The sequence below is a fragment of the Bradyrhizobium sp. P3_C3 genome (assembly GCF_056402655.1).
This window is the reverse complement of sequence record NZ_JBFUGY010000003.1, coordinates 106,168-123,605: the sequence shown is the minus strand read 5'-3', so window position 1 is coordinate 123,605 and position 17,438 is coordinate 106,168. Positions and strand designations below refer to the sequence as shown.

General features: G+C 63.8%; 23 protein-coding genes and 1 riboswitch. Of the genes, 7 read left to right on the top strand and 16 right to left on the bottom strand.

Translation table 11 applies throughout. The features are described 5' to 3' along the window. Positions 1-70 precede the first annotated feature (70 nt). The gene (locus AC1DW2_RS05255; protein WP_071910270.1) at positions 71-319 is read right to left on the bottom strand and encodes a helix-turn-helix domain-containing protein; all 249 of its coding nucleotides are present in this window, start codon (positions 317-319) and stop codon (positions 71-73) included. A 205-nt stretch (positions 320-524) separates the two neighbouring features. After that, complete coding sequence (locus tag AC1DW2_RS05250; RefSeq protein WP_063981481.1) at positions 525-1,292, bottom strand: SDR family NAD(P)-dependent oxidoreductase; 768 nt, start codon at positions 1,290-1,292, stop codon at positions 525-527. Positions 1,293-1,403: 111 nt separating this feature from the next. Here AC1DW2_RS05250 and AC1DW2_RS05245 point away from each other — a divergent pair, with 111 nt between their 5' ends. After that, the gene (locus AC1DW2_RS05245) at positions 1,404-1,889 is read left to right on the top strand and encodes a J domain-containing protein (RefSeq protein WP_477005360.1); all 486 of its coding nucleotides are present in this window, start codon (positions 1,404-1,406) and stop codon (positions 1,887-1,889) included. A 106-nt stretch (positions 1,890-1,995) separates the two neighbouring features. Here AC1DW2_RS05245 and AC1DW2_RS05240 read toward each other — a convergent pair whose 3' ends face one another. The 3 genes from AC1DW2_RS05240 to AC1DW2_RS05230 form a co-directional block, all read right to left on the bottom strand. Continuing rightward, on the bottom strand, positions 1,996-2,247 hold the full coding sequence (locus tag AC1DW2_RS05240) for a hypothetical protein (protein WP_085405155.1): 252 nt from the start codon (positions 2,245-2,247) through the stop codon (positions 1,996-1,998). 241 nt (positions 2,248-2,488) lie between these two features. Next, complete coding sequence (locus AC1DW2_RS05235; protein WP_071910278.1) at positions 2,489-2,749, bottom strand: hypothetical protein; 261 nt, start codon at positions 2,747-2,749, stop codon at positions 2,489-2,491. Positions 2,750-2,918: 169 nt separating this feature from the next. Next, entirely contained in the window at positions 2,919-3,302 is a 384-nt protein-coding gene (locus tag AC1DW2_RS05230; RefSeq protein WP_477005359.1) for a RidA family protein, read from the bottom strand. Positions 3,303-3,808: 506 nt separating this feature from the next. Between AC1DW2_RS05230 and AC1DW2_RS05225 the strand changes: the two genes are divergently transcribed. Beyond that, entirely contained in the window at positions 3,809-4,243 is a 435-nt protein-coding gene (locus AC1DW2_RS05225; RefSeq protein WP_477005358.1) for a hypothetical protein, read from the top strand. Between the two features lie 126 nt (positions 4,244-4,369). On the opposite strand, the gene AC1DW2_RS05220 is transcribed toward AC1DW2_RS05225, so the two are convergent. The 3 genes from AC1DW2_RS05220 to AC1DW2_RS05210 all read right to left on the bottom strand — a co-directional run bounded on the left by AC1DW2_RS05220 (position 4,370) and on the right by AC1DW2_RS05210 (position 6,317). Continuing rightward, positions 4,370-5,071, bottom strand: a complete 702-nt coding sequence (locus AC1DW2_RS05220) for a glutathione S-transferase family protein (protein WP_477005357.1) — start codon at positions 5,069-5,071, stop codon at positions 4,370-4,372. An 11-nt stretch (positions 5,072-5,082) separates the two neighbouring features. Continuing rightward, on the bottom strand, positions 5,083-5,475 hold the full coding sequence (locus AC1DW2_RS05215) for a hypothetical protein (RefSeq protein ID WP_477005356.1): 393 nt from the start codon (positions 5,473-5,475) through the stop codon (positions 5,083-5,085). A 191-nt stretch (positions 5,476-5,666) separates the two neighbouring features. Further along, complete coding sequence (locus AC1DW2_RS05210) at positions 5,667-6,317, bottom strand: glutathione S-transferase family protein (RefSeq protein ID WP_477005355.1); 651 nt, start codon at positions 6,315-6,317, stop codon at positions 5,667-5,669. Positions 6,318-6,483: 166 nt separating this feature from the next. Between AC1DW2_RS05210 and AC1DW2_RS05205 the strand changes: the two genes are divergently transcribed. Then, positions 6,484-6,921, top strand: coding sequence for a VOC family protein (locus AC1DW2_RS05205; protein ID WP_477005354.1), 438 nt, complete (start codon positions 6,484-6,486; stop codon positions 6,919-6,921). A gap of 190 nt (positions 6,922-7,111) precedes the next feature. After that, positions 7,112-7,840 (top strand): SDR family oxidoreductase, encoded by a 729-nt coding sequence (locus AC1DW2_RS05200; RefSeq protein ID WP_477005353.1) that lies wholly within the window; start codon positions 7,112-7,114, stop codon positions 7,838-7,840. A 104-nt stretch (positions 7,841-7,944) separates the two neighbouring features. Here AC1DW2_RS05200 and AC1DW2_RS05195 read toward each other — a convergent pair whose 3' ends face one another. After that, complete coding sequence (locus tag AC1DW2_RS05195) at positions 7,945-8,457, bottom strand: mismatch-specific DNA-glycosylase (protein ID WP_477005352.1); 513 nt, start codon at positions 8,455-8,457, stop codon at positions 7,945-7,947. 156 nt (positions 8,458-8,613) lie between these two features. On the opposite strand from AC1DW2_RS05195, the gene AC1DW2_RS05190 reads away from it, so the two are divergent. Continuing rightward, positions 8,614-9,435, top strand: a complete 822-nt coding sequence (locus AC1DW2_RS05190) for a hypothetical protein (RefSeq protein ID WP_477005351.1) — start codon at positions 8,614-8,616, stop codon at positions 9,433-9,435. 26 nt (positions 9,436-9,461) lie between these two features. Continuing rightward, a complete protein-coding gene (locus AC1DW2_RS05185) occupies positions 9,462-10,136 on the top strand; it encodes a hypothetical protein (RefSeq protein ID WP_477005350.1) in 675 nt (224 codons plus the stop codon). Between the two features lie 56 nt (positions 10,137-10,192). Here the strand turns inward: AC1DW2_RS05185 and thiC are convergent, their stop codons facing one another. From thiC to AC1DW2_RS05155, 6 genes are all read right to left on the bottom strand, one after another. After that, positions 10,193-12,091, bottom strand: a complete 1,899-nt coding sequence (gene thiC, locus AC1DW2_RS05180; RefSeq protein ID WP_477005349.1) for a phosphomethylpyrimidine synthase ThiC — start codon at positions 12,089-12,091, stop codon at positions 10,193-10,195. Positions 12,092-12,115: 24 nt separating this feature from the next. After that, positions 12,116-12,724, bottom strand: coding sequence for a thiamine phosphate synthase (locus AC1DW2_RS05175; RefSeq protein WP_071910298.1), 609 nt, complete (start codon positions 12,722-12,724; stop codon positions 12,116-12,118). After that, the gene (locus tag AC1DW2_RS05170; RefSeq protein WP_041953196.1) at positions 12,711-13,493 is read right to left on the bottom strand and encodes a thiazole synthase; all 783 of its coding nucleotides are present in this window, start codon (positions 13,491-13,493) and stop codon (positions 12,711-12,713) included. Before AC1DW2_RS05170 ends, AC1DW2_RS05175 begins: the two co-directional genes overlap by 14 nt. A gap of 171 nt (positions 13,494-13,664) precedes the next feature. After that, positions 13,665-13,862 (bottom strand): sulfur carrier protein ThiS, encoded by a 198-nt coding sequence (thiS, locus tag AC1DW2_RS05165; RefSeq protein WP_063981493.1) that lies wholly within the window; start codon positions 13,860-13,862, stop codon positions 13,665-13,667. Further along, the gene (locus tag AC1DW2_RS05160) at positions 13,853-14,863 is read right to left on the bottom strand and encodes an FAD-dependent oxidoreductase (protein WP_477005348.1); all 1,011 of its coding nucleotides are present in this window, start codon (positions 14,861-14,863) and stop codon (positions 13,853-13,855) included. Before AC1DW2_RS05160 ends, thiS begins: the two co-directional genes overlap by 10 nt. Next, positions 14,851-14,979: riboswitch (TPP riboswitch) on the bottom strand. (Overlaps the previous gene by 13 nt.) Before the next feature lie 156 nt (positions 14,980-15,135). Beyond that, positions 15,136-15,672: a transglycosylase SLT domain-containing protein gene (locus AC1DW2_RS05155; RefSeq protein WP_477005347.1), complete on the bottom strand. Its 537-nt coding sequence runs from the start codon at positions 15,670-15,672 to the stop codon at positions 15,136-15,138. Positions 15,673-15,896: 224 nt separating this feature from the next. Between AC1DW2_RS05155 and AC1DW2_RS05150 the strand changes: the two genes are divergently transcribed. Beyond that, the gene (locus AC1DW2_RS05150) at positions 15,897-16,097 is read left to right on the top strand and encodes a hypothetical protein (RefSeq protein ID WP_028153771.1); all 201 of its coding nucleotides are present in this window, start codon (positions 15,897-15,899) and stop codon (positions 16,095-16,097) included. A gap of 8 nt (positions 16,098-16,105) precedes the next feature. On the opposite strand, the gene AC1DW2_RS05145 is transcribed toward AC1DW2_RS05150, so the two are convergent. After that, positions 16,106-17,434 (bottom strand): ATP-binding protein, encoded by a 1,329-nt coding sequence (locus tag AC1DW2_RS05145; RefSeq protein WP_477005346.1) that lies wholly within the window; start codon positions 17,432-17,434, stop codon positions 16,106-16,108. Between the last annotated feature and the right edge of the window lie 4 nt (positions 17,435-17,438).

Here is a 17,438-nt window from a genome sequence, read left to right as displayed (position 1 = left end):
CGTTTGACGACAGCAGCAATTCCGCCGGAGCCTTGCGCCGGGCTTGATCAACACCAATCGTGCCCGCGTGCTAGTCGTGATACGCGGGCACGTCGATGCCGGACGCTGCATAGATCCTGATCTTGTTGCGCAACGTGCGCACCGACAGGCCGAGCACGCGCGATGCGCGCGTGCGGTTGCCGTCGCAGCGTGCGAGCGTCTGGAGCACGAGCTCGCGCTCGACCTCGTCGACGGTCGCGCCGATCAACAGCGGAACGATTTGGTTAGGGGCAAGAAATTGCGCGCCCGGATCGGACGCAGCGACATGAACAGTGGTCATCAACACACCTCCCGATCAACGCCCGCTTCCATCTTTGGAAACGATCGAGAACCAACGGCCCCCTAGCCGTAGATCTACGGTGGGCGGGTTTGGTTAACGAGTGGTTAATCGCGGACGATCGCACCAATTGACCTTGGGATTGCCGCGAAGGTGCCGCGATTGGCACGGGATGCATAGCGATGCGGGCCGATTTTGCGCGCTCCGCTCACACCGTCCGATACCCACCGTCCACCATCACGATCGTCCCCGTGACATAGGCCGACAGATCCGACGCCAGGAAGATCGCGGGGCCCACGATGTCCTCGGGCTTGCCGGTGCGCGCCAGCGGGGTGTGATCGACGAAGGCCTGCACCAGCGCCGGATTGGTCGCGCGCACGTTGGCGTTGATGTTGGTCTCGATGAAGCCCGGCCCGATCGCGTTGACGCGCACGCCTTCCTTGCCGAGCTCGGCCGCGAGCGCCTTGGTGAAGCCGAGCACGCCGTGCTTCGAGGTCGTATACGCCGCCGAGCTCGGCGTGCGCAGATGCACGAAGGACTGGATCGAGCCGATATTGACGATGCGGCCCTTGGCGGCCCGCAGCGGCGCGAGGAACGCCTGCGTCACGTTGAAGACGCCGTTGAGGTTGAGCGAGATGATGTCGTTCCAGTCCTTCGCCACCGTCTCCGTGTCCGCGGTGAAGGCGTTGCGGCGGGTGATGCCGGCATTGTTGACGAGGATCGAGACCCGCCCGACCTTGTCGGCGACCTGCCTGGCGAGCGCAAAGCAGTCGTCACGCTTCGTGACATCGAGCGCAAAGCTCTCGGCGTTGCCGCCGGCCTTGCGGATCTCCTGCGCGGCCTCCGCGACCGTGTCGGCGTTGACGTCGAGCAGCACCACTCGCGCGCCCTCGCGGGCGTAGCCGGCCGCGATCGCCCGGCCGATGCCGGATCCGGCGCCCGTGACGACGGCGACGTGGTTTGCGAGCAATGCCATGACAATTTCCTCCCGGATTCATTTCGAAGTTTCATGAAAGGCTAACTCGAAATTAAGGGGTCGGAAACGGCCGCCTTGGCATACTGATCTTCATTGCTAAACGTTGCGCGCATGATGGGACGGCTTGAATCCTGGAAACTCGCTCTCGAACGCCTGCGGTCGGCGCAGCCGGCCGACTGGGCCGAGGCGGGCCGGCTCGTCGCCGAGATCGTGCGCATGAGCACGGATGCCACGCTGCGCCAGGCGGCCGAGCAGGCGCTTCCCGTGCTGCGCCAGGCCGCGGACAATGACGATCACGACGTCACGCTGGCGGCCCAGCGCCGCGTCGGCGTGATCCTCGAGGTCGTCCATGATCTCACCGCGCCGCGCTTCGGCCGCCGCAACGCCAAGCCGAAGCAGCTCTCGAGCGAAGATCGCGCCCGCAGGATGCTCGGCCTGCCGCTTGCGGTGCAGCTCACCTGCGACGACATCAACCAGGCCTACCGCCGCGCCGCCAAGGGCAAGCATCCCGACCAGGGCGGAAGCGCGCAAGCCTTCATCGACCTCGCCGCTGCGCGCGACATCCTGATCCATCCCGGCGCGCACAAGGACGCGTGAGCGCGCGCTGTCGCCGCGCCTCGGCGGTCCGCCATGTGCAGGCCAAAAAAAGAGCGGGCAAGAACGCATCGCGCCCTTGCCCGCTTGTCGTCCGCCGATCGAAATTTTACCAGGTACAGTGACCGCTCTTCAACGCGTGATCCTTCAGCACGAGCGCGTCGACGAAGGTCGGCACCGTCGTGCTGACACGGGCGTAGTCGGAGGGCCACGGCGCGGTCGGGATGCTCTCGTCCCAGATCTGGCAGAAGCCGGTGTCCTGCCAGCGGATCAGGTGATAGCTGGCTTCGGCAGGGCTCGCGGCGACGAAGGCAGTGACGGCAAGACCGGCAGCAGCGCACAGCACGGAAATACGACGCATGATCAGCTCCTCAAATGAAAGATGTGATGCGCCTCCCGACAATGACGGGGAGGCATGGTGTGGGGCGCTTTTGGGGATGCGCCCCGGACAAGTTGTGAGTAGCTCCGCCGGCTGATCAGGTTCAAAGCGTGCGCGCAGGAAATGCGCCATTTGAGCCGGAAAAAACCAGCGCGCGCCTGCAAAGGAAAAGGGCGAGTCGCTCGCGCGGCCCGCCCTCAAAATCAAATTCGTCGCGTGACGCTCAGAGCGTGCAGCGGCGCTCCGAGCGCAGCTTGATCTGGATATCCGAAGCCGCGGTGAAGGTCGGGACCGGCTTGCTGACGACCTTGTAGGTCGACGCGCCCCACTGGAACGGCTTGTACTTCAGGTCCTCGTTCCAGACCTGGCAGATGCCGGTGTTGTCCCAGCGGATCACGTAATAGCCGACCGCCGCCGACGCCGGCACGGCAAACACGGAGGTGGCGATGCCGGCAACGGCACAGAGGGCGAGAACGCGACGCATGGAAAATCTCCTTGTGGGGATGTGTGACCCGAAAATCCGTGCGGTAAATGCAGGTCCTTGGCAAGCCGAGGGGCGGCCGTTTCACGGATATGTCAGATCGAGTCGTGCACTTGGTTCGGCCGAGTGCCCGGCAAGACACATACGCCAAGACACATACGCTAAGCGTGGCTCACTTCGCCAGCGATGCAACCGCCTCGATCTCGATCAGCATCTTCGGGTCGGGCAGGGCCTGCACCACGCAGGTGGTGCGCGCCGGGTAGGGCGGCGGGCCGAACGCGCCGGCATAAAGTGCATTCATCGCGGCGACGTCGGAGGCGCGCGTGAGCAGCACGTTGACCTTGACGAGATCGCGGACCGTCGCACCGGCTTCGTCCAGCACGCGCTTGATGTTGACGGCGACGTTGGCGAACTGCGCCTCGAAACCGTCCGGCAGCGCGCCATTGCCGTCGAAGCCGGGAATGCCGGAGACGAACAGGAGATCGCCGACACGCGTGGCAAAGGACAGCGGCGGCGCCTTGACGTGCGGCGGGKGTGCGAAATGCTGGATCGACATGGGATCACCTCGGATGGAGCGGTCGCGTCGCCCGGATGAGCGTAGCGACATGCGGGGGAGTTGCAAACGGCATTGGGGAAGGCGGGCAAAACAAAAACGCGAAAACAACCCCATGCACAGTAGAAATCGTGAGTGTTTCAAATTCGGTATAGCCGAACAATTCGCTTGCTCCGTCGGGCAAAACAGGGGCAGAATGGCATCATGGCGGTGGTGCTTGTTTGCGCGGCCTCTTCCTTCGCCTCGCCCCGCTTGCGGGGAGAGGCCGACGCGCTCGGCAGCGCACTTGCGCGCCTGAGCGCGGCGGGTGAGGGGGACTCTACGCGAGTCCAACTCCTACCGTTTATGCCGAAGCGGCCCCTCACCCCAACCCTCTCCCCGTAAGAACGGGGCGAGGGAGCGCACCGCGCAGGCCTCACGCTCCATCATGTTGCCGCCGTGATCCATCGGATACATTCGCTGCATCTGATTCGAATCCTCCCTTGAAAAATAGCCCCCGGAGACGCCCCATGAAGCTTGCTACCACCTTCCGCGCCGCGCTGGTCGCCATTGCCGCTCTGGCCGGCCTTTCGACCTCGGCGCTGGCCGATGGCGGCACCGTGGTGCTGACGATCTACAAGGCGGGCTGGATCATCGGCGGTTCGGGCGGCTCGGGCGTGCTGAACTTCCGCGGCCGCTCCTATGGGCTCTCGACCGGCGGGCTCGACTACGGCCTCGTTTTCGGCGGCTCCAAGACCGTGCTGCGTGGCCGCGTCTCCAACATCAACCGCCCTTCCGACGTCGCCGGCGTCTATGGCGCGGCCGGTGCCGGCCTTGCCATCGGCCGTGGCGCTCGCGCCATCGTGCTGACCAACCAGAAGGGCGCGGTGCTTGAGCTGTCGGGCTACCAGACCGGCCTGATGGCGAATGCGGATCTGAGCGGGCTCGCGATCACGATGCGGTAGGACGCGGTGTGTAGGCGTAGGGTGGGCAAAGCGAAGCGTGCCCACCATTCGTGCTGCAAATGCGGATGCATGGTGGGCACGGCGCGCAATGAGCGCGCCTTTGCCCACCCTACGAACTAACCCACCCTACGAATTACGCCCGCTCACCGCTGCATGAATCCGCTCGCAATGCGCGACGAGATTGGCGTGCGCATCGACGAAGGCCTTCAGCGGCGTCGGGATCGGAAAATAATAGATGTTGGCGATGAAGCCGTAGATGCCGGCATCACAGCTGGTCGGTGCCGCGCCGTGGACGAAGCCCGCGGCGGGAACGATCTCCGCCAGCACTTCCAGATCGGCCAGGCCCCGCGCGTAAGCCTGCTCGGGCGTGTAGCGGCCGATGCCCTGGAAATAGTAGCGCTGCGAATTGTACGCCTTCGCCTTCTCCAGTCCCTCGGCATCGAGTTGCGGATGTTGCGCGATGAAGGCGTCGCGGAACGCCGGATAGAACCGATCGTCTTTCCAGCGCGAATACGACATCACCCAGTAGAGATCGTCCAGCATGCGGGTGACGAGATGATTGGTCCGCCGTGCCTCCTGCGACAGCCCCGCATCGATGGTCAGGCGATATTTGGCGATCGCATGCGCAATGATGGTCTCGCTGTCGCCGATGGTCTCGCCGTCGTCGACGACGTAGGGCAGCTGCCCGCGCGGCGCGGCAGAGGCATCGAAGACATGCTTGTGCACGAACGGCACGCCTGCGAGCTTCAGGAACGCGTAGACCTTGAGGCCGTAGCCGTTGTTGTCGGCGACGCCGAACAGTTCCGGGTAGGAATAGAGCGTCAGCATGGTTGTTCCCTTCAGCGCGATGGCACCTTGGCGTGTTGCTCCGTCGTGGCCGCTTGCGCGGCCTTGCTGGCGCGGATCATCAGGAACGCGCCGGAAGAGCCCTGCAGCTGCCAGCGCCCGTCGATTTCGGTCGCCTCGGCGTTCACCGTGCCTTCGTAATGGACCGTGTCGTAGCCGTAGCCGGGCGGCTCGTAGTGTTTGACGAACGAGACCGCGTTGCCGGAGCGCTGACCCGCGATCGAGGCGTTGTGGGTTTGCAGCGGGCATCGCGGGTTCGAGCAGGGCTCGGTCACGCTTCCGCTGAGTGCGCCGCCGGTTTCGACCAGAGTTGCGGTGAAGGTGACCATTCCGGTGCCCGGTTGAATGTAGCTGCCATTCCAGACGCCGGAGAGATCGTCGCTCATGCGGTGCCTTCCCTGGGATGATGCGGGCCGGTTGATATCAGGCTCTTCCATCTCAAGTCGTATCGCCGGAGCGACGGGCTGGCAACAGTCCTGCGCATTGTGCGCAGCGTCATTCGATCGGAGGACGCCCGGCGTCGCCCGTTCGACGTATGGGATCGGAGATGTACCGGCTTCGGTGAGAGGCGCGGCCTCTATCTGCTGGTCGATGCGGCGGTGAACACCACCAGCTGCGCATCGAACGCCCGCCGGAACGCAGGCCGCGCTTCGCCGCGGGCGACATAGGCTGAGAGGTCGGGATATTCCTCCAGCAGGCGAGATGCATTCAACCGGCGCAGCACCGTCACCATCATGAGATCGCCGGCGCTGAACGCACCGTCGAGCCACTCGACCTCCCCGAGGCGACGGGACAATTCGCCGAGCCTGATCCGGACGCGATCCTTCAGGACAGGCAGCCGCTCCTCGTACCAGCCCTTGTCGCGCTCAAACAGCATCGTCATCCCGAACTCGACGATCGGCGGCTCCAGCGTGTTGAGCGCGGCGAACATCCATGCGATCGCGCGGCTCCGCGCATTCGCATCTTTTGGCAACAATCCATCATGGCGCTCGGCGATATGGAGCACGATCGCGCCCGACTCGAACAAGGCGAGATCGCCGTCCTCATAGGTCGGAATCTGCCCGAACGGATGCAGCGCAAGATGGGCGGAGTCCTTCATCGCCGCGAACGACACGAGGCGGACGTCGTAGGGCTGGCCCACTTCCTCGAGCGCCCAGCGAACGCGCATGTCGCGCGCCTGCCCCTTGCCGCGGTCGGGTGAGTTTTCGAAGGCTGTGATGGTGGGCATCTGGCGGCTCCGGGGTGATCGGCGTTGCATTCAAAGGACGAACGGCCGGCTCTGGTTCCGACAGGGGCGCCGTAAAAAGTCCGGCGCCCGTGTCGGAACACCGTTCCGCCGCTCGTCCTTGGAGCGATGGTCGCGCGTCCGGTCCAAGACGAAAGGATACAACTTCATGACGTCAATCACGCCATTCCTCTGGTTCGCCAACAACGTCCCGGAAGCCGTCGCCTTCTACAAAGCGGTATTCCCCAACGCAAAAGTCGAGACCGTTAGCGACTTCATGGCGGTGTTCGAACTCGAAGGCCAGCGCTTCCACGCACTCAACGGCGGGCCGCAATACCGCTTCACCGAGGCGGTCTCGTTCTTCATCAGCGTGGAGACGCAAGCCGAGGTCGACTACTTCTGGAGCCGCCTCACCGCCGACGGCGGCGAGGAATCCCGCTGCGGCTGGCTCAAGGACAAATTTGGACTGTCCTGGCAGGTGATCCCGTCCGCGCTCGGCCGCTACCTCGGCGATCCCGACCGCACCAGAGCGAACCGCGTCATGCAGGCGATGATGGAGATGCGGAAGATCGTCATCGCGGATCTGGACAGGGCGTATGCGGGGTGAGGGGCTGACGGTGTCGTAGGGTGGGCAAAGGCGCGCTCTTCGCGCGCCGTGCCCACCGTTCTTCCGGATTTGTTGAGAGATGGTGGGCACGGTGCAAGAGCGCCTTTGCCTATCCTACGAAGCCAGCGATCCGCATCGCCAATTCGCCCTGCATCGCTATACTGCCGACCATCAGCAGGATGGTGACCCCATGGGAAACGAATTGGAAGGCAAGGTTGCTGCCGTGACCGGGGCCGCGTCGGGCATCGGGTTGGCGAGCACTGAAGCAATGCTGGCCGCGGGCGCGCGCGTGGTGATGGTCGACCGCGACGAGGCCGCGCTGAAGGCGCTCGGCAACAAGCATGGCGACGCCGTCATCCCGCTGGTCGTCGACCTGCTGGATCCCAAAGACTGCGCATCGTTGCTGCCGCGCGTCCTGGAGCAGGCAGGCCAGCTCGACATCCTGCACGCGAATGCGGGCACCTATGTCGGTGGCGATCTGGTCGACGCCGAAACTATGGCCATCGACCGGATGCTGAACCTGAATGTCAACGTGGTGATGAAGAACGTGCACGACGTGCTGCCGCACATGATCGCGCGCCGGAGCGGCGATATCATCGTCACGAGTTCGCTGGCGGCGCATTTTCCGACGCCCTGGGAGCCGGTCTATGCGTCGTCCAAATGGGCGATCAACTGCTTCGTCCAGACGGTGCGGCGCCAGGTCTTCAAGCACGGCATCCGCGTCGGCTCGATCTCGCCCGGCCCGGTCGTCACCTCACTGCTCGCGGACTGGCCGCCGGAGAAGCTGAAGGAAGCCAGGGAAACGGGCAGCCTGCTGGAGGCCAGTGACGTGGCCGAGGTCGTGATGTTCATGCTGACCCGGCCGCGCGGCATGACTATTCGCGACGTGGTCATGCTGCCGACCAATTTCGATCTTTAGGGCGCATGCTCTCGTCGTGCCGTGGGGTGGGTTAGCGCAGCGTAACCCACCCCTTCTGTCTCCGCGGGGACAGACCTCGGTGGATTACGCTGCGCTGATCCACCCTACGATCTGATCCACGCCGCGAGTTCTCGCCACGGCTCCAGCGTCCAATGCCCGGACGCGGCGCCGGACGGCGAGGGAAGCACGAACACGTCGGGAAGCTTCTCGTCGCGTTGCTGCCGCCCCAGCGCAATCCGGCTCGATGGCCTCCCATAGAACAAGCTCGCGGCCTTCTTGCTCGTGAACGCAATCGTCCGCGGCCGATACTTCTCGATTTTGGCCCTGAAGCCGGGCACGTCGATCGTTTCAGTCGCGATCTGGTGATCCATCCCGGCGCCCGACTTGGAGAGATCGGTGAAGCCGATCCCGAGCTCGAGCAGCATGGCGAACTCGCCCGGCTGATACCGCCGCGCCGTGATCCCGGCCTCATGGATCGCGCGCCAGAAGCGGTTGCCGGGATGGGCGTAGTAGTGTCCGACCGCGGCCGAGCGCGTGCTGGCGGCGGTGCCGACGAAGACGAGGCGGAGGTTGGGAAGGAGTTGGTCGGGAAGGCGATGGATAGTGGGGTCGAGCAAGGCTCTAGTCCGAGGGATAAAAGTGGCAACCAAGCTCTTGTCGGATTTCAAAGCATCGCGGAATCCAACTAAGGTCGGAAATCAACCCAATATAATTGTGTTATGATACAAAAATTTGCGGTTGTGTCTCGTTGCCTTCGGGCTAGCTTCGAGCCCATGATTACATCTCACGAACTATTGGACCTGCTTCGGAGCCTCGGGATCGACGTCAGCGATCTTCTGCCTCTGCTTGCAAAGAAGGCTGGCGCCAAAGGGGCTGCGAGGCTCGTCGGTGCATCGAAGGCAGTCCTTTCCAATCTGGTCCGGCGTGTTCACGCCTGGCGCGAACACAATCAGTTAGAGCTAGCTCGCGACAGCAAAACTGATTCTTCCGACCGGGAAGAAGTTACTCAAGAGTTTTTCGAGCGTTGGATAACGGCGCAGCAATACGAAGCCGCGGAAACCGTCAAGCTCTTATTCCGAATAGTCTACTTGAAAGCTCTTCGCGCGCATTGCGATGATTTGCCAGTTGTGGCCAATCTTGGATTTTCTCGGCAGACGCTAGACGACATCTGGGTGGAGCAGCAGTTCCGCGTTCCTTCTACAATGGGTCGCGCCAATGCCGCCAGAGGAGAAGGGCAACGGTTGAACACGTTCTCGCTGGAGCACGCCTTATCTGAGTGGGGGCCTCGAATAATCATCGAAGGAACTGCAGGGTCGGGTAAGTCGACACAGCTCCGCAAGTTCGTTCTAGATCGAATTAACAAGCTCCTTGATCTAGACGACTTCGAGAAGTTCTTGAGCGAACCTATTCCAGTTTATCTCAATGCATCAGATATATACAATGCCCAGCAAGATTTCGCTACGAGCCTAGAATTCGCGGTTCGATCGAGCCTTGGGCTTCGTTTGCCATTTCCGATGCCATCCGGCTTCTTCGATAGGAGGCAAGCCGCATTGGTCGTGGAAGTGATGCGCGGGCTTGTTTGCGTAAGTGTCTAAATGCATCCTTGAGCGCAGAGGAGTTATTGTCCATCTCTAAAATTGGAGCCAATCTGCATGATTGGAGCTTTGTAAGGGCGAAACTCAGGGCCATCGTGGCAGATAGTCCCGTCCTACCAGCTGTTCGCATCGAACTCGCTCGTGAATTGGGTCGTGCGGGATTGCCCGAATTGGCGAGAACGGTGCTTGCGAATATAGATTTGACCGAGCCCGAGGTAGTGCATTTGTCAATCGAGGCGCTTTCTGCTTGCTGTGGGACAGACGAAGGGTTGCAGCTTTGCCGTACGCATAGCATGCGGACTGATATCGATTTGCTCGATCGAGTTGAAGTGGCTCGCCAGGCTGGGCGGTGTGGCCGCAACGATGTCGCTCGTTCACTTCTCACCGAAGCGGCTGGCCGAGACAATGCTAATGTGTCGGGATGCTCTCGCGCAGCGGAGTTGTTGGCTGATATGGGATACCAGACTGACGCTCGTACTATTCTCTTCGCGCTTCAGGAAAAAGCTCTTCGATGCGCGAATTTGGACGCGGATGAAATGCTGTGGTTGGTTGACGCAATGATGTCGTGTGATTTGCCAATTTCCGCAAGAGCAGTATTGGATCGCGTCTCTCGACGAGATGTGTCCGAACATTCGCTTGATCGGTATGATGAATTGAACGCGAGTCTTCGTGAGCCACTATATGCACTTGCAGGGCTATAGGGAATTTCAGCAGGCGTCCATCCAACGCTAACCAGACGCCTGCTGCAATCACATCATCACAGCACCCGGTTACTCTCCTTCACCTTCTCCGCATCCAGGTACACGCTGCTCCCCATCTCCTTGAACTTCGCGCTCATCTGCTTCATGCCGTCCTCGGCGGTCCCGCTCAGCGACATGCCCACGCTGTTCGGATCATTCAGCGTCGCCGCGTAGTCCCGCACGTCCTGCGTGATCTTCATCGAGCAGAATTTCGGGCCGCACATCGAGCAGAAATGGGCGACCTTGTGGGCTTCCTTCGGCAGGGTCTCGTCGTGGAAGTTTTTCGCGGTGTCGGGGTCGAGGCCGAGGTTGAACTGGTCGCTCCAGCGGAAGTCGAAACGGGCGCGGGAGAGCGCGTCGTCGCGGAGCTGGGCGGCCGGGTGGCCCTTGGCGAGGTCGGAGGCGTGGGCGGCGATCTTGTAGGTGATGACGCCCACCTTGACGTCGTTACGATCGGGCAGCCCGAGATGCTCCTTCGGCGTGACGTAGCAGAGCATGGCGCAGCCGAACCAGCCGATCATGGCGGCACCGATGCCCGAGGTGATGTGGTCGTAGCCCGGCGCAATGTCGGTGGTCAGCGGTCCAAGCGTGTAGAACGGCGCCTCGCCGCATTCCTTGAGCTGCTTGTCCATGTTGATCTTGATCTTGTGCATCGGCACGTGGCCGGGGCCTTCGATCATGACCTGGCAGCCCTTGTCCCACGCGATTTTCGTTAGCTCGCCGAGCGTTTCGAGTTCGGCAAACTGTGCGCGGTCGTTGGCGTCGGCGATCGAGCCCGGACGCAGGCCGTCGCCGAGCGAGAACGAGACGTCATACTTGCGCATGAGGTCGCAGATCTCGTCGAAATGCGTATAGAGGAAGCTCTCCTTGTGATGCGCCAGGCACCACTTCGCCATGATCGAACCGCCGCGGCTGACGATGCCGGTGACGCGATTGGCGGTGAGGTGGATGTAGGACAGGCGCACGCCGGCGTGGATGGTGAAGTAGTCGACGCCCTGCTCGCACTGCTCGATCAGCGTGTCCTTGTAGAGCTCCCAGGTCAGTTTGACGGGATCGCCTTCGCACTTCTCCAGCGCCTGGTAAATCGGCACGGTGCCGATCGGGATCGGCGCGTTGCGCAGAATCCATTCCCGGGTGGTGTGGATGTTGCGGCCGGTGGAGAGGTCCATCACGGTGTCGGCGCCCCAGCGGATCGCCCACACCATCTTGTCGACTTCCTCCTCGACCGACGAGGTCACCGCCGAGTTGCCGATATTGGCGTTGATCTTGGTGAGGAAGTTGCGGCCGATGATCATCGGCTCGAGTTCGGCATGGTTTATGTTGCAGGGGATGATGGCGCGGCCGCGCGCGATCTCGGAGCGGACGAATTCCGGGGTGATGAACGCAGGGACTTCGGCGCCAAAGCTTTCGCCATCGGCTAGCGCTGCCTCCGCGCGTTCGAGCTGTTTTTTGCGGCCGAGATTTTCGCGCTCAGCGACGTAGATCATCTCCTTCGTGATGATGCCGGCGCGGGCGAATTCGAGCTGGGTGATCTTGTGGCCGTCGAGGCCGCGTAGCGGCTTGTGGTGCGCGGTGAAGGCCTTTGCGGCATGCGAGGCGCCGACGTTGCCATTGTCCTCCGGCTTGATATCGCGGCCTTGATACTCCTCGACGCCGCCTCGCTCCTTGACCCAGGCGAGACGGTTGCGCGACAGGCCGGCGTTGACGTCGATGGTGACGGTCGGGTCGGTGTAGGGGCCCGAGGTGTCATAGACCGGCAGGTTCGGCTCGCCGGCGCCCTCGGAGAGGATGATCTCGCGCAAGGGCACGCGGATGTCGGGCGCAGCGTCCGGAGATGCGAAGATTTTTCGCGACGAGGGCAGCGGGCCGGTGGTGACGGCGGGGACGGTCTTTTCGGGGTTGGAGCGGATGTTCATGGGATCCTCCGTTGTATCTCTCGTTCAGGCGGCTTTGGCGGAATCGCCAAGCCATTGTTTGACTCGCGCGTCCGGGTCGGCGTTTTGCGTGACGTCGCTGACGACGGCGATGGAATCGGCGCCGGCGGCAAAAATCTCCGCGGCGTGCTCGAATTTGATGCCGCCGATCGCGACCAGCGGGATGCTGCCGATCCGCTTCTTCCATTCCGTGATCTTTGGAATGCCCTGCGGTTCGAAGCGCATCGACTTCAAAGTGGTGAAGAAGATCGGTCCGAGCGCGACGTAGTCGGGCTCTGCGGCGAGCGCGGTCTCAAGCTCCGCGTCGTCATGGGTGGAGATGCCGAGCGAGAGGCCGGCCTCGCGGATGGCCTTGAGGTCCGCGTCCGCCAGGTCTTCCTGACCGAGATGCAGATATTTTGCGCCGGCGACGACGGCCGCGCGCCAATAGTCGTTCACGACCAGCTTGGCCTGCGTGTCCTTCGTGATCGCCAGCGCGTCGGTGACGATCTGGAGCGCGTCGGCGTCGTTGAGGTCTTTCGCGCGCAGCTGGATGGTGCCGACGCCGAGCTTGGTCAGGCGTTCGACCCATTTGAGGCTGTCGACGACGGGATAGAAACGATCAGGATACGGCATGCCAGAATGGTGTCCCAACGACAGGGGTGGATGGGGAAGCGAAGTCGCGGGCGTTCATCAGCCCGGCTTCATAAGCGGTGCGGCCGGCATCACAGCCGAGACGGAAGGCATTAGCCATGGCGACGGGATCGGCGGCTTTAGCGATGGCCGTGTTGAGCAGCACGGCGTCGTAGCCGAGCTCGAGCGCTTCGGCTGCGTGGCTCGGCGCGCCGATGCCGGCATCGACCACCAGCGTGATATCAGGCAGCCGCTCGCGCAGCAGTTTGAGCGCGTCGCGGTTGGTGATGCCGCGGGCCGAGCCGATCGGCGCGGCCCAGGGCATGACGACCTTGCAGCCGGCATCGACCAGGCGGTTAGCGACCGAGAGATCCTCGGTGCAATAGGGGAACACTTCAAAACCGTCCTTGATCAGGATGGTGGCGGCTTCGACCAGGCCGACGACGTCGGGCTGCAGCGTGTCGTTGTCGGCGATCACTTCCAGCTTGATCCAGGACGTGCCGAACAGCTCGCGCGCGAGTTTTGCGGTGGTCACGGCTTCGCGCACGCTGCGGCAGCCGGCGGTGTTCGGCAGCACGCTGACGTCGAGCTCGCGGATCAGATTCCAGAACGCGTCCCCGGTCTTGCCGCCGGCGGCTTCGCGGCGCAGCGACACCGTGACGATGTTCGAGCCGGAGGCACGGATCGCCGCCTGCATGATCGCAGGCGAGGGATACAGCGCGCTGCCGATCAGCAGGCGGGAGGGGAAGGTTTTGCCGTAGAAGGTCACCATGTCCGAGGTGTCTCCTCAAGTTCAACTGTCGTCCCCGCGAAGGCGGGGACCCATACCGCGTGATTTCTCTTGGGGCACGTGGGGAGAGACCGGCCGCCATAACCGCTCCCTGTGGTTATGGGTCCCCGCCTTCGCGGGGACGACAAGTGGAGAGAGCGTGCCATCATCACCTCACCCTCCCTGCCGCGGCGTGATGATCTCGATCTCGTCGCCGGCCTTGAGGTGGGTCTCGGCCCAGCGGCTCTTCGGCACGACGTCGTAATTGAGCGCGATCGCGAAATGGGTGCCCTCGTAGTCGAGCTCGCTGAGCAGCGCGTCGACGCTTGCGGAATTCACTTCGCGCTGCTCACCGTTGACGATCACCCGCATTGCATCACCTCATTGTCGATCTGGCCGCGCTGGACGTATTGCAGCGTCAGCTCGGCGAGTGCCGGCGCGATCAGGAAGCCGTGGCGGTAGAGGCCGTTGACTGCGATCCTCTCGCCGCGAATGCCGATGCGCGGCAGATTGTCGGGGAAAGCAGGGCGCAAGCCCGAGCCGAATTCGACGATCCGCGCCTCGCCGAAGGCCGGATGCACGGCATAGGCCGCACCCAGCAGCTCCAGCGCCGAGCGCACGCTGACGCCGGTGTCCTCGGCCTCGATCGAGGTCGCGCCCAGCATGAACAGATTGTCCTCGCGCGGGATCACGTAGAGCGGCCAGCGCGGATGGATCAGCCGCACCGGGCGCGCCAGCCGCACCTCGCCGGTCTCGATCAAGATCATCTCGCCCTTTACGCCGCGCAACTCCGGCTGCTCCTCGCGCGCGCCGAGGCCGCGGCAGTCGATCACGATGCCGTCGAGGTCTTTGGCGCTGACGTCGCTATCAAACTTAATGGTGCCACCGGCGGCGCGGATGCGCTCGTGCAGCTTCGGCAGCACGCGGCGCGGCTCCACATGGCCCTCAGTCGGGAAGAACAGCGCGTCGCGGAAGCGGCCCTCCAGCGACGGCTCGAGCTCGGCAAGGCTGGTCGCATCGAGCCGGCGGTGGCCTTCGGTCATCCGCGCAAAGCGCTCGAAATCGTTGCGCTCGCGCGGGTGGGCGACGACGAGCGAGCCGTTGAAGGGGGTGTCCGGCAGCTCGCGCCGCCAGATGTCCAGGGAGCGCTGGCCGAGCCTCGAGATGATGGGTTCGGCGACCTCCGCCTCGCACCAGGGCGCGAGCATCCCGCCGGCCCAATGGCTGGTGGAATCGGTCATCGCGGCGTCACCGCGCTCGTGTAGCGTCACGGCATGGCCGGCCTGCGCGAACAAAAGCGCCTGCCAGGCACCTGCAATGCCTGCGCCGATGATGGATACCGGGGAATCCGGTCGCTTGGTGGTCTGCAACATCCCTGTCCCTTCGCCGGCATGACCCGGATCAGGTTCAAAGGGTCACCGCGGTCCTGGGCCTTCTGACCCATTTAGCGGTATCTCAGCTCCTCCTCGGAGCACCCCTCGGAACAGCTCTAATGTATGCCAGCGGGACGGGGTGGTCAACGCGCTAGCCACAGGGCTGACATTCCGGCGCGGTCCGCCGGACCGAACCCCGGGTGCGCAATTGCGCACCGGGGAATCTCGAGATTCCGGGCTCGATGCTTCGCATCGCCCCGGAATGACGGTGGCTAGTGGTTGGGAACCTGCGCCCGCGCATTGCTGACGCGCTGGGCCAGCTTCTTATGCGGCGCCGTCCCGAGCATCGGCTGCGGATTGCCGTTCGGCTCGAGCCAGGTGTCGCCCATATTGGCAACCTGCACGGCCTCCTGACGCTGCCGCTTTGCAACGTAGTAATAGCCGCCCGCGAAATAACGCACGGCTCGGGCGTGGTCGCCATTGGCGGCGCGATAGGCGCCGGCGAGGTATTTGACGGCGTAGGTAAGGTTGGTGTTGGGATCGCGCAGGCCGGCGGCGTCGCCGGTGTAGCCGACCCCGCGGGCGGTCGCGAGCTTGATCTGCATCAGGCCGATGGTGCCGCCGCGACCGATCAGGCCGGGCTGATAGCGGCTCTCGCGCATGATGACGCGATGCACCAGCGCTTCCGGCACGCCGTTGGCGCGGGCATGGGCCGCGACCATCTCGGCATACTCGGCTTCGCCCGCGAATGCGGCCTGCGGCAACATCAGCCCGGCCGCAACGAGCGCGGCAATACGCAAAATTTTCATTGAATTATTCCTCGGCAGAACGAACCTGCACCCGTGCGCGTTAGGCCGTGGGAACACGGCGATGATGTGGCGAAACGCCGCCAGCGGCGATTTTCGCGGGGCCGTCGTTTTTACGACTCAAACCCAGGTTAGGATTGCACTTGGCGATGTGCGTCACGCGACAGCAGGTCTGTCCATTCGTGCGTTCGCCCAAAAATCGCTATTCAAAATTCGGGAGAACGTCCATGACCCGAGCAGACATCGGCGACATCCCCAAGCAGAACCCCTGTGCGCAATGTGGGGCACCGATCCCGTCTCCGGACTGGATCGAGCCGGGCGAAGGCCGCGTTTCCTATCTCTGGAAATGCCACGCCTGCGGCTACCGCTTCGAGGCGGTAGCGATCTTCGATGAGCACCCGATCGAGCATCCGCCGCTCGCCGCCTGAGGCGTGCCTTACGCCGCCCGCCGCGGCTGCTGCCATACCGGCAACTGCATCCGTACGATCAGCCCGTGCGGCGCGCGGTCGTGCAACGACAATTCGCCGCCATGAGCGATCGCGATCGCGCGCGCGATCGACAGGCCGAGCCCGAAGCCGGTGTGCTCGTCCATGGTGCGCGCGTCGTCGCCGCGCGCGAACGGCTCCAGCATCTCCTGCTTGCGCGCATCCGAGATGCCGGGGCCGTCGTCCTCGACGTCGATGACGAGCCTGGTGCCTGATACGTCGAGGCGGATCGTCACTTCGGCGCCGAAGCGCACCGCGTTCTCGACGAGGTTGGTGACGCCCCGATGCAGTTCGTCGGGCCGCGCGGCGGCCGTCGCCGAAGCGGGGCCGTCATAGTGCACGACATGACCCATGTCGCCGAACTGGTCGGCGATGACCTGGAGCGTGCTCGCGATGTCGACTAGCGTCACCGCCTCGATCTTGCGGTCGTTGCGCAGCAGCGACAACACGGATTCCAGCATCGAGCGCATCTGGTCGAGATCGATCAGCATGCGCCTGCGGTTGCCCTCGTCCTCGATGAACTCGGCGCGCAGGCGCAGCCGGGTGATCGGCGTTCGCAGGTCGTGGCTGATCGCCGCCAGCATCCGGGTGCGATCCGACATCAGCCGCGCGATCCGCTCATGCATGCGGTTGAGCGCGCGCGCGACCGAGCGGATCTCCTCCGGGCCGCGCTCGGGCAGCGGATCGGCCGCCCCGTCCAGGCTGAAATTCTCGGCGGCCCTGGCAAACGAGGACAGCGGCGCGGCCAGCGCGTAGGCCGCCCACAGGCCGAGCATCGTGACGCTGATCAGCGCGAACAGCAGCGTTATCATCCAGGGGCCGCCCCAGAACCGCGGCGGATGCGGGCCCTGCTCGACGCGGCCTGCGATCACACTGCCGTCGGGAAGCTCGACCGCGACGCGGTGCACGCCGAAGTTCGGGGCCAGCGCGACCACCTTGTACTGATGGCCGAGATGCCGGCGCACGTTGCGCAGATGCGGGCCCTCCCTGTCGTCGGCGACGGAGAAGGTCCCCGGCGCGAGGAGCTCGATGCCGGCCTTCGGAAACGCACGCACGATATTGGCGAGGATGCGCGGCCGCTCGCCCGCATCCGTGCCGTTGAGCAGCAATGCTGCGTCCGCGAGCTGGTGGGCGGCGTCGGGCGGCGGCTCGGCCCGGTCCGGCCGGCTGATCAGGAAGCTGGCGGTGAGGATCAGATGCAGCGCGACGATCGACGCCACCACCAGCGCGGCGATCTGTCCACCGATGCTTTTGAGGTGGAAGAAGCGGAACGGCGTCATGACG

What these genes read in the sequence shown, in the direction of transcription:
- AC1DW2_RS05255 (WP_071910270.1), bottom strand. Translation starts at nt 319, where the DNA reads ATGACCACTGTTCATGTCGCTGCGTCCGATCCGGGCGCGCAATTTCTT.
- AC1DW2_RS05250 (WP_063981481.1), bottom strand. Translation starts at nt 1,292, where the DNA reads ATGGCATTGCTCGCAAACCACGTCGCCGTCGTCACGGGCGCCGGATCC.
- AC1DW2_RS05245 (WP_477005360.1), top strand. Translation starts at nt 1,404, where the DNA reads ATGATGGGACGGCTTGAATCCTGGAAACTCGCTCTCGAACGCCTGCGG.
- AC1DW2_RS05240 (WP_085405155.1), bottom strand. Translation starts at nt 2,247, where the DNA reads ATGCGTCGTATTTCCGTGCTGTGCGCTGCTGCCGGTCTTGCCGTCACT.
- AC1DW2_RS05235 (WP_071910278.1), bottom strand. Translation starts at nt 2,749, where the DNA reads ATGCGTCGCGTTCTCGCCCTCTGTGCCGTTGCCGGCATCGCCACCTCC.
- AC1DW2_RS05225 (WP_477005358.1), top strand. Translation starts at nt 3,809, where the DNA reads ATGAAGCTTGCTACCACCTTCCGCGCCGCGCTGGTCGCCATTGCCGCT.
- AC1DW2_RS05220 (WP_477005357.1), bottom strand. Translation starts at nt 5,071, where the DNA reads ATGCTGACGCTCTATTCCTACCCGGAACTGTTCGGCGTCGCCGACAAC.
- AC1DW2_RS05215 (WP_477005356.1), bottom strand. Translation starts at nt 5,475, where the DNA reads ATGAGCGACGATCTCTCCGGCGTCTGGAATGGCAGCTACATTCAACCG.
- AC1DW2_RS05210 (WP_477005355.1), bottom strand. Translation starts at nt 6,317, where the DNA reads ATGCCCACCATCACAGCCTTCGAAAACTCACCCGACCGCGGCAAGGGG.
- AC1DW2_RS05205 (WP_477005354.1), top strand. Translation starts at nt 6,484, where the DNA reads ATGACGTCAATCACGCCATTCCTCTGGTTCGCCAACAACGTCCCGGAA.
- AC1DW2_RS05200 (WP_477005353.1), top strand. Translation starts at nt 7,112, where the DNA reads ATGGGAAACGAATTGGAAGGCAAGGTTGCTGCCGTGACCGGGGCCGCG.
- AC1DW2_RS05190 (WP_477005351.1), top strand. Translation starts at nt 8,614, where the DNA reads ATGATTACATCTCACGAACTATTGGACCTGCTTCGGAGCCTCGGGATC.
- thiC (WP_477005349.1), bottom strand. Translation starts at nt 12,091, where the DNA reads ATGAACATCCGCTCCAACCCCGAAAAGACCGTCCCCGCCGTCACCACC.
- AC1DW2_RS05175 (WP_071910298.1), bottom strand. Translation starts at nt 12,724, where the DNA reads ATGCCGTATCCTGATCGTTTCTATCCCGTCGTCGACAGCCTCAAATGG.
- AC1DW2_RS05170 (WP_041953196.1), bottom strand. Translation starts at nt 13,493, where the DNA reads ATGGTGACCTTCTACGGCAAAACCTTCCCCTCCCGCCTGCTGATCGGC.
- thiS (WP_063981493.1), bottom strand. Translation starts at nt 13,862, where the DNA reads ATGCGGGTGATCGTCAACGGTGAGCAGCGCGAAGTGAATTCCGCAAGC.
- AC1DW2_RS05160 (WP_477005348.1), bottom strand. Translation starts at nt 14,863, where the DNA reads ATGTTGCAGACCACCAAGCGACCGGATTCCCCGGTATCCATCATCGGC.
- AC1DW2_RS05155 (WP_477005347.1), bottom strand. Translation starts at nt 15,672, where the DNA reads ATGAAAATTTTGCGTATTGCCGCGCTCGTTGCGGCCGGGCTGATGTTG.
- AC1DW2_RS05150 (WP_028153771.1), top strand. Translation starts at nt 15,897, where the DNA reads ATGACCCGAGCAGACATCGGCGACATCCCCAAGCAGAACCCCTGTGCG.
- AC1DW2_RS05145 (WP_477005346.1), bottom strand. Translation starts at nt 17,434, where the DNA reads ATGACGCCGTTCCGCTTCTTCCACCTCAAAAGCATCGGTGGACAGATC.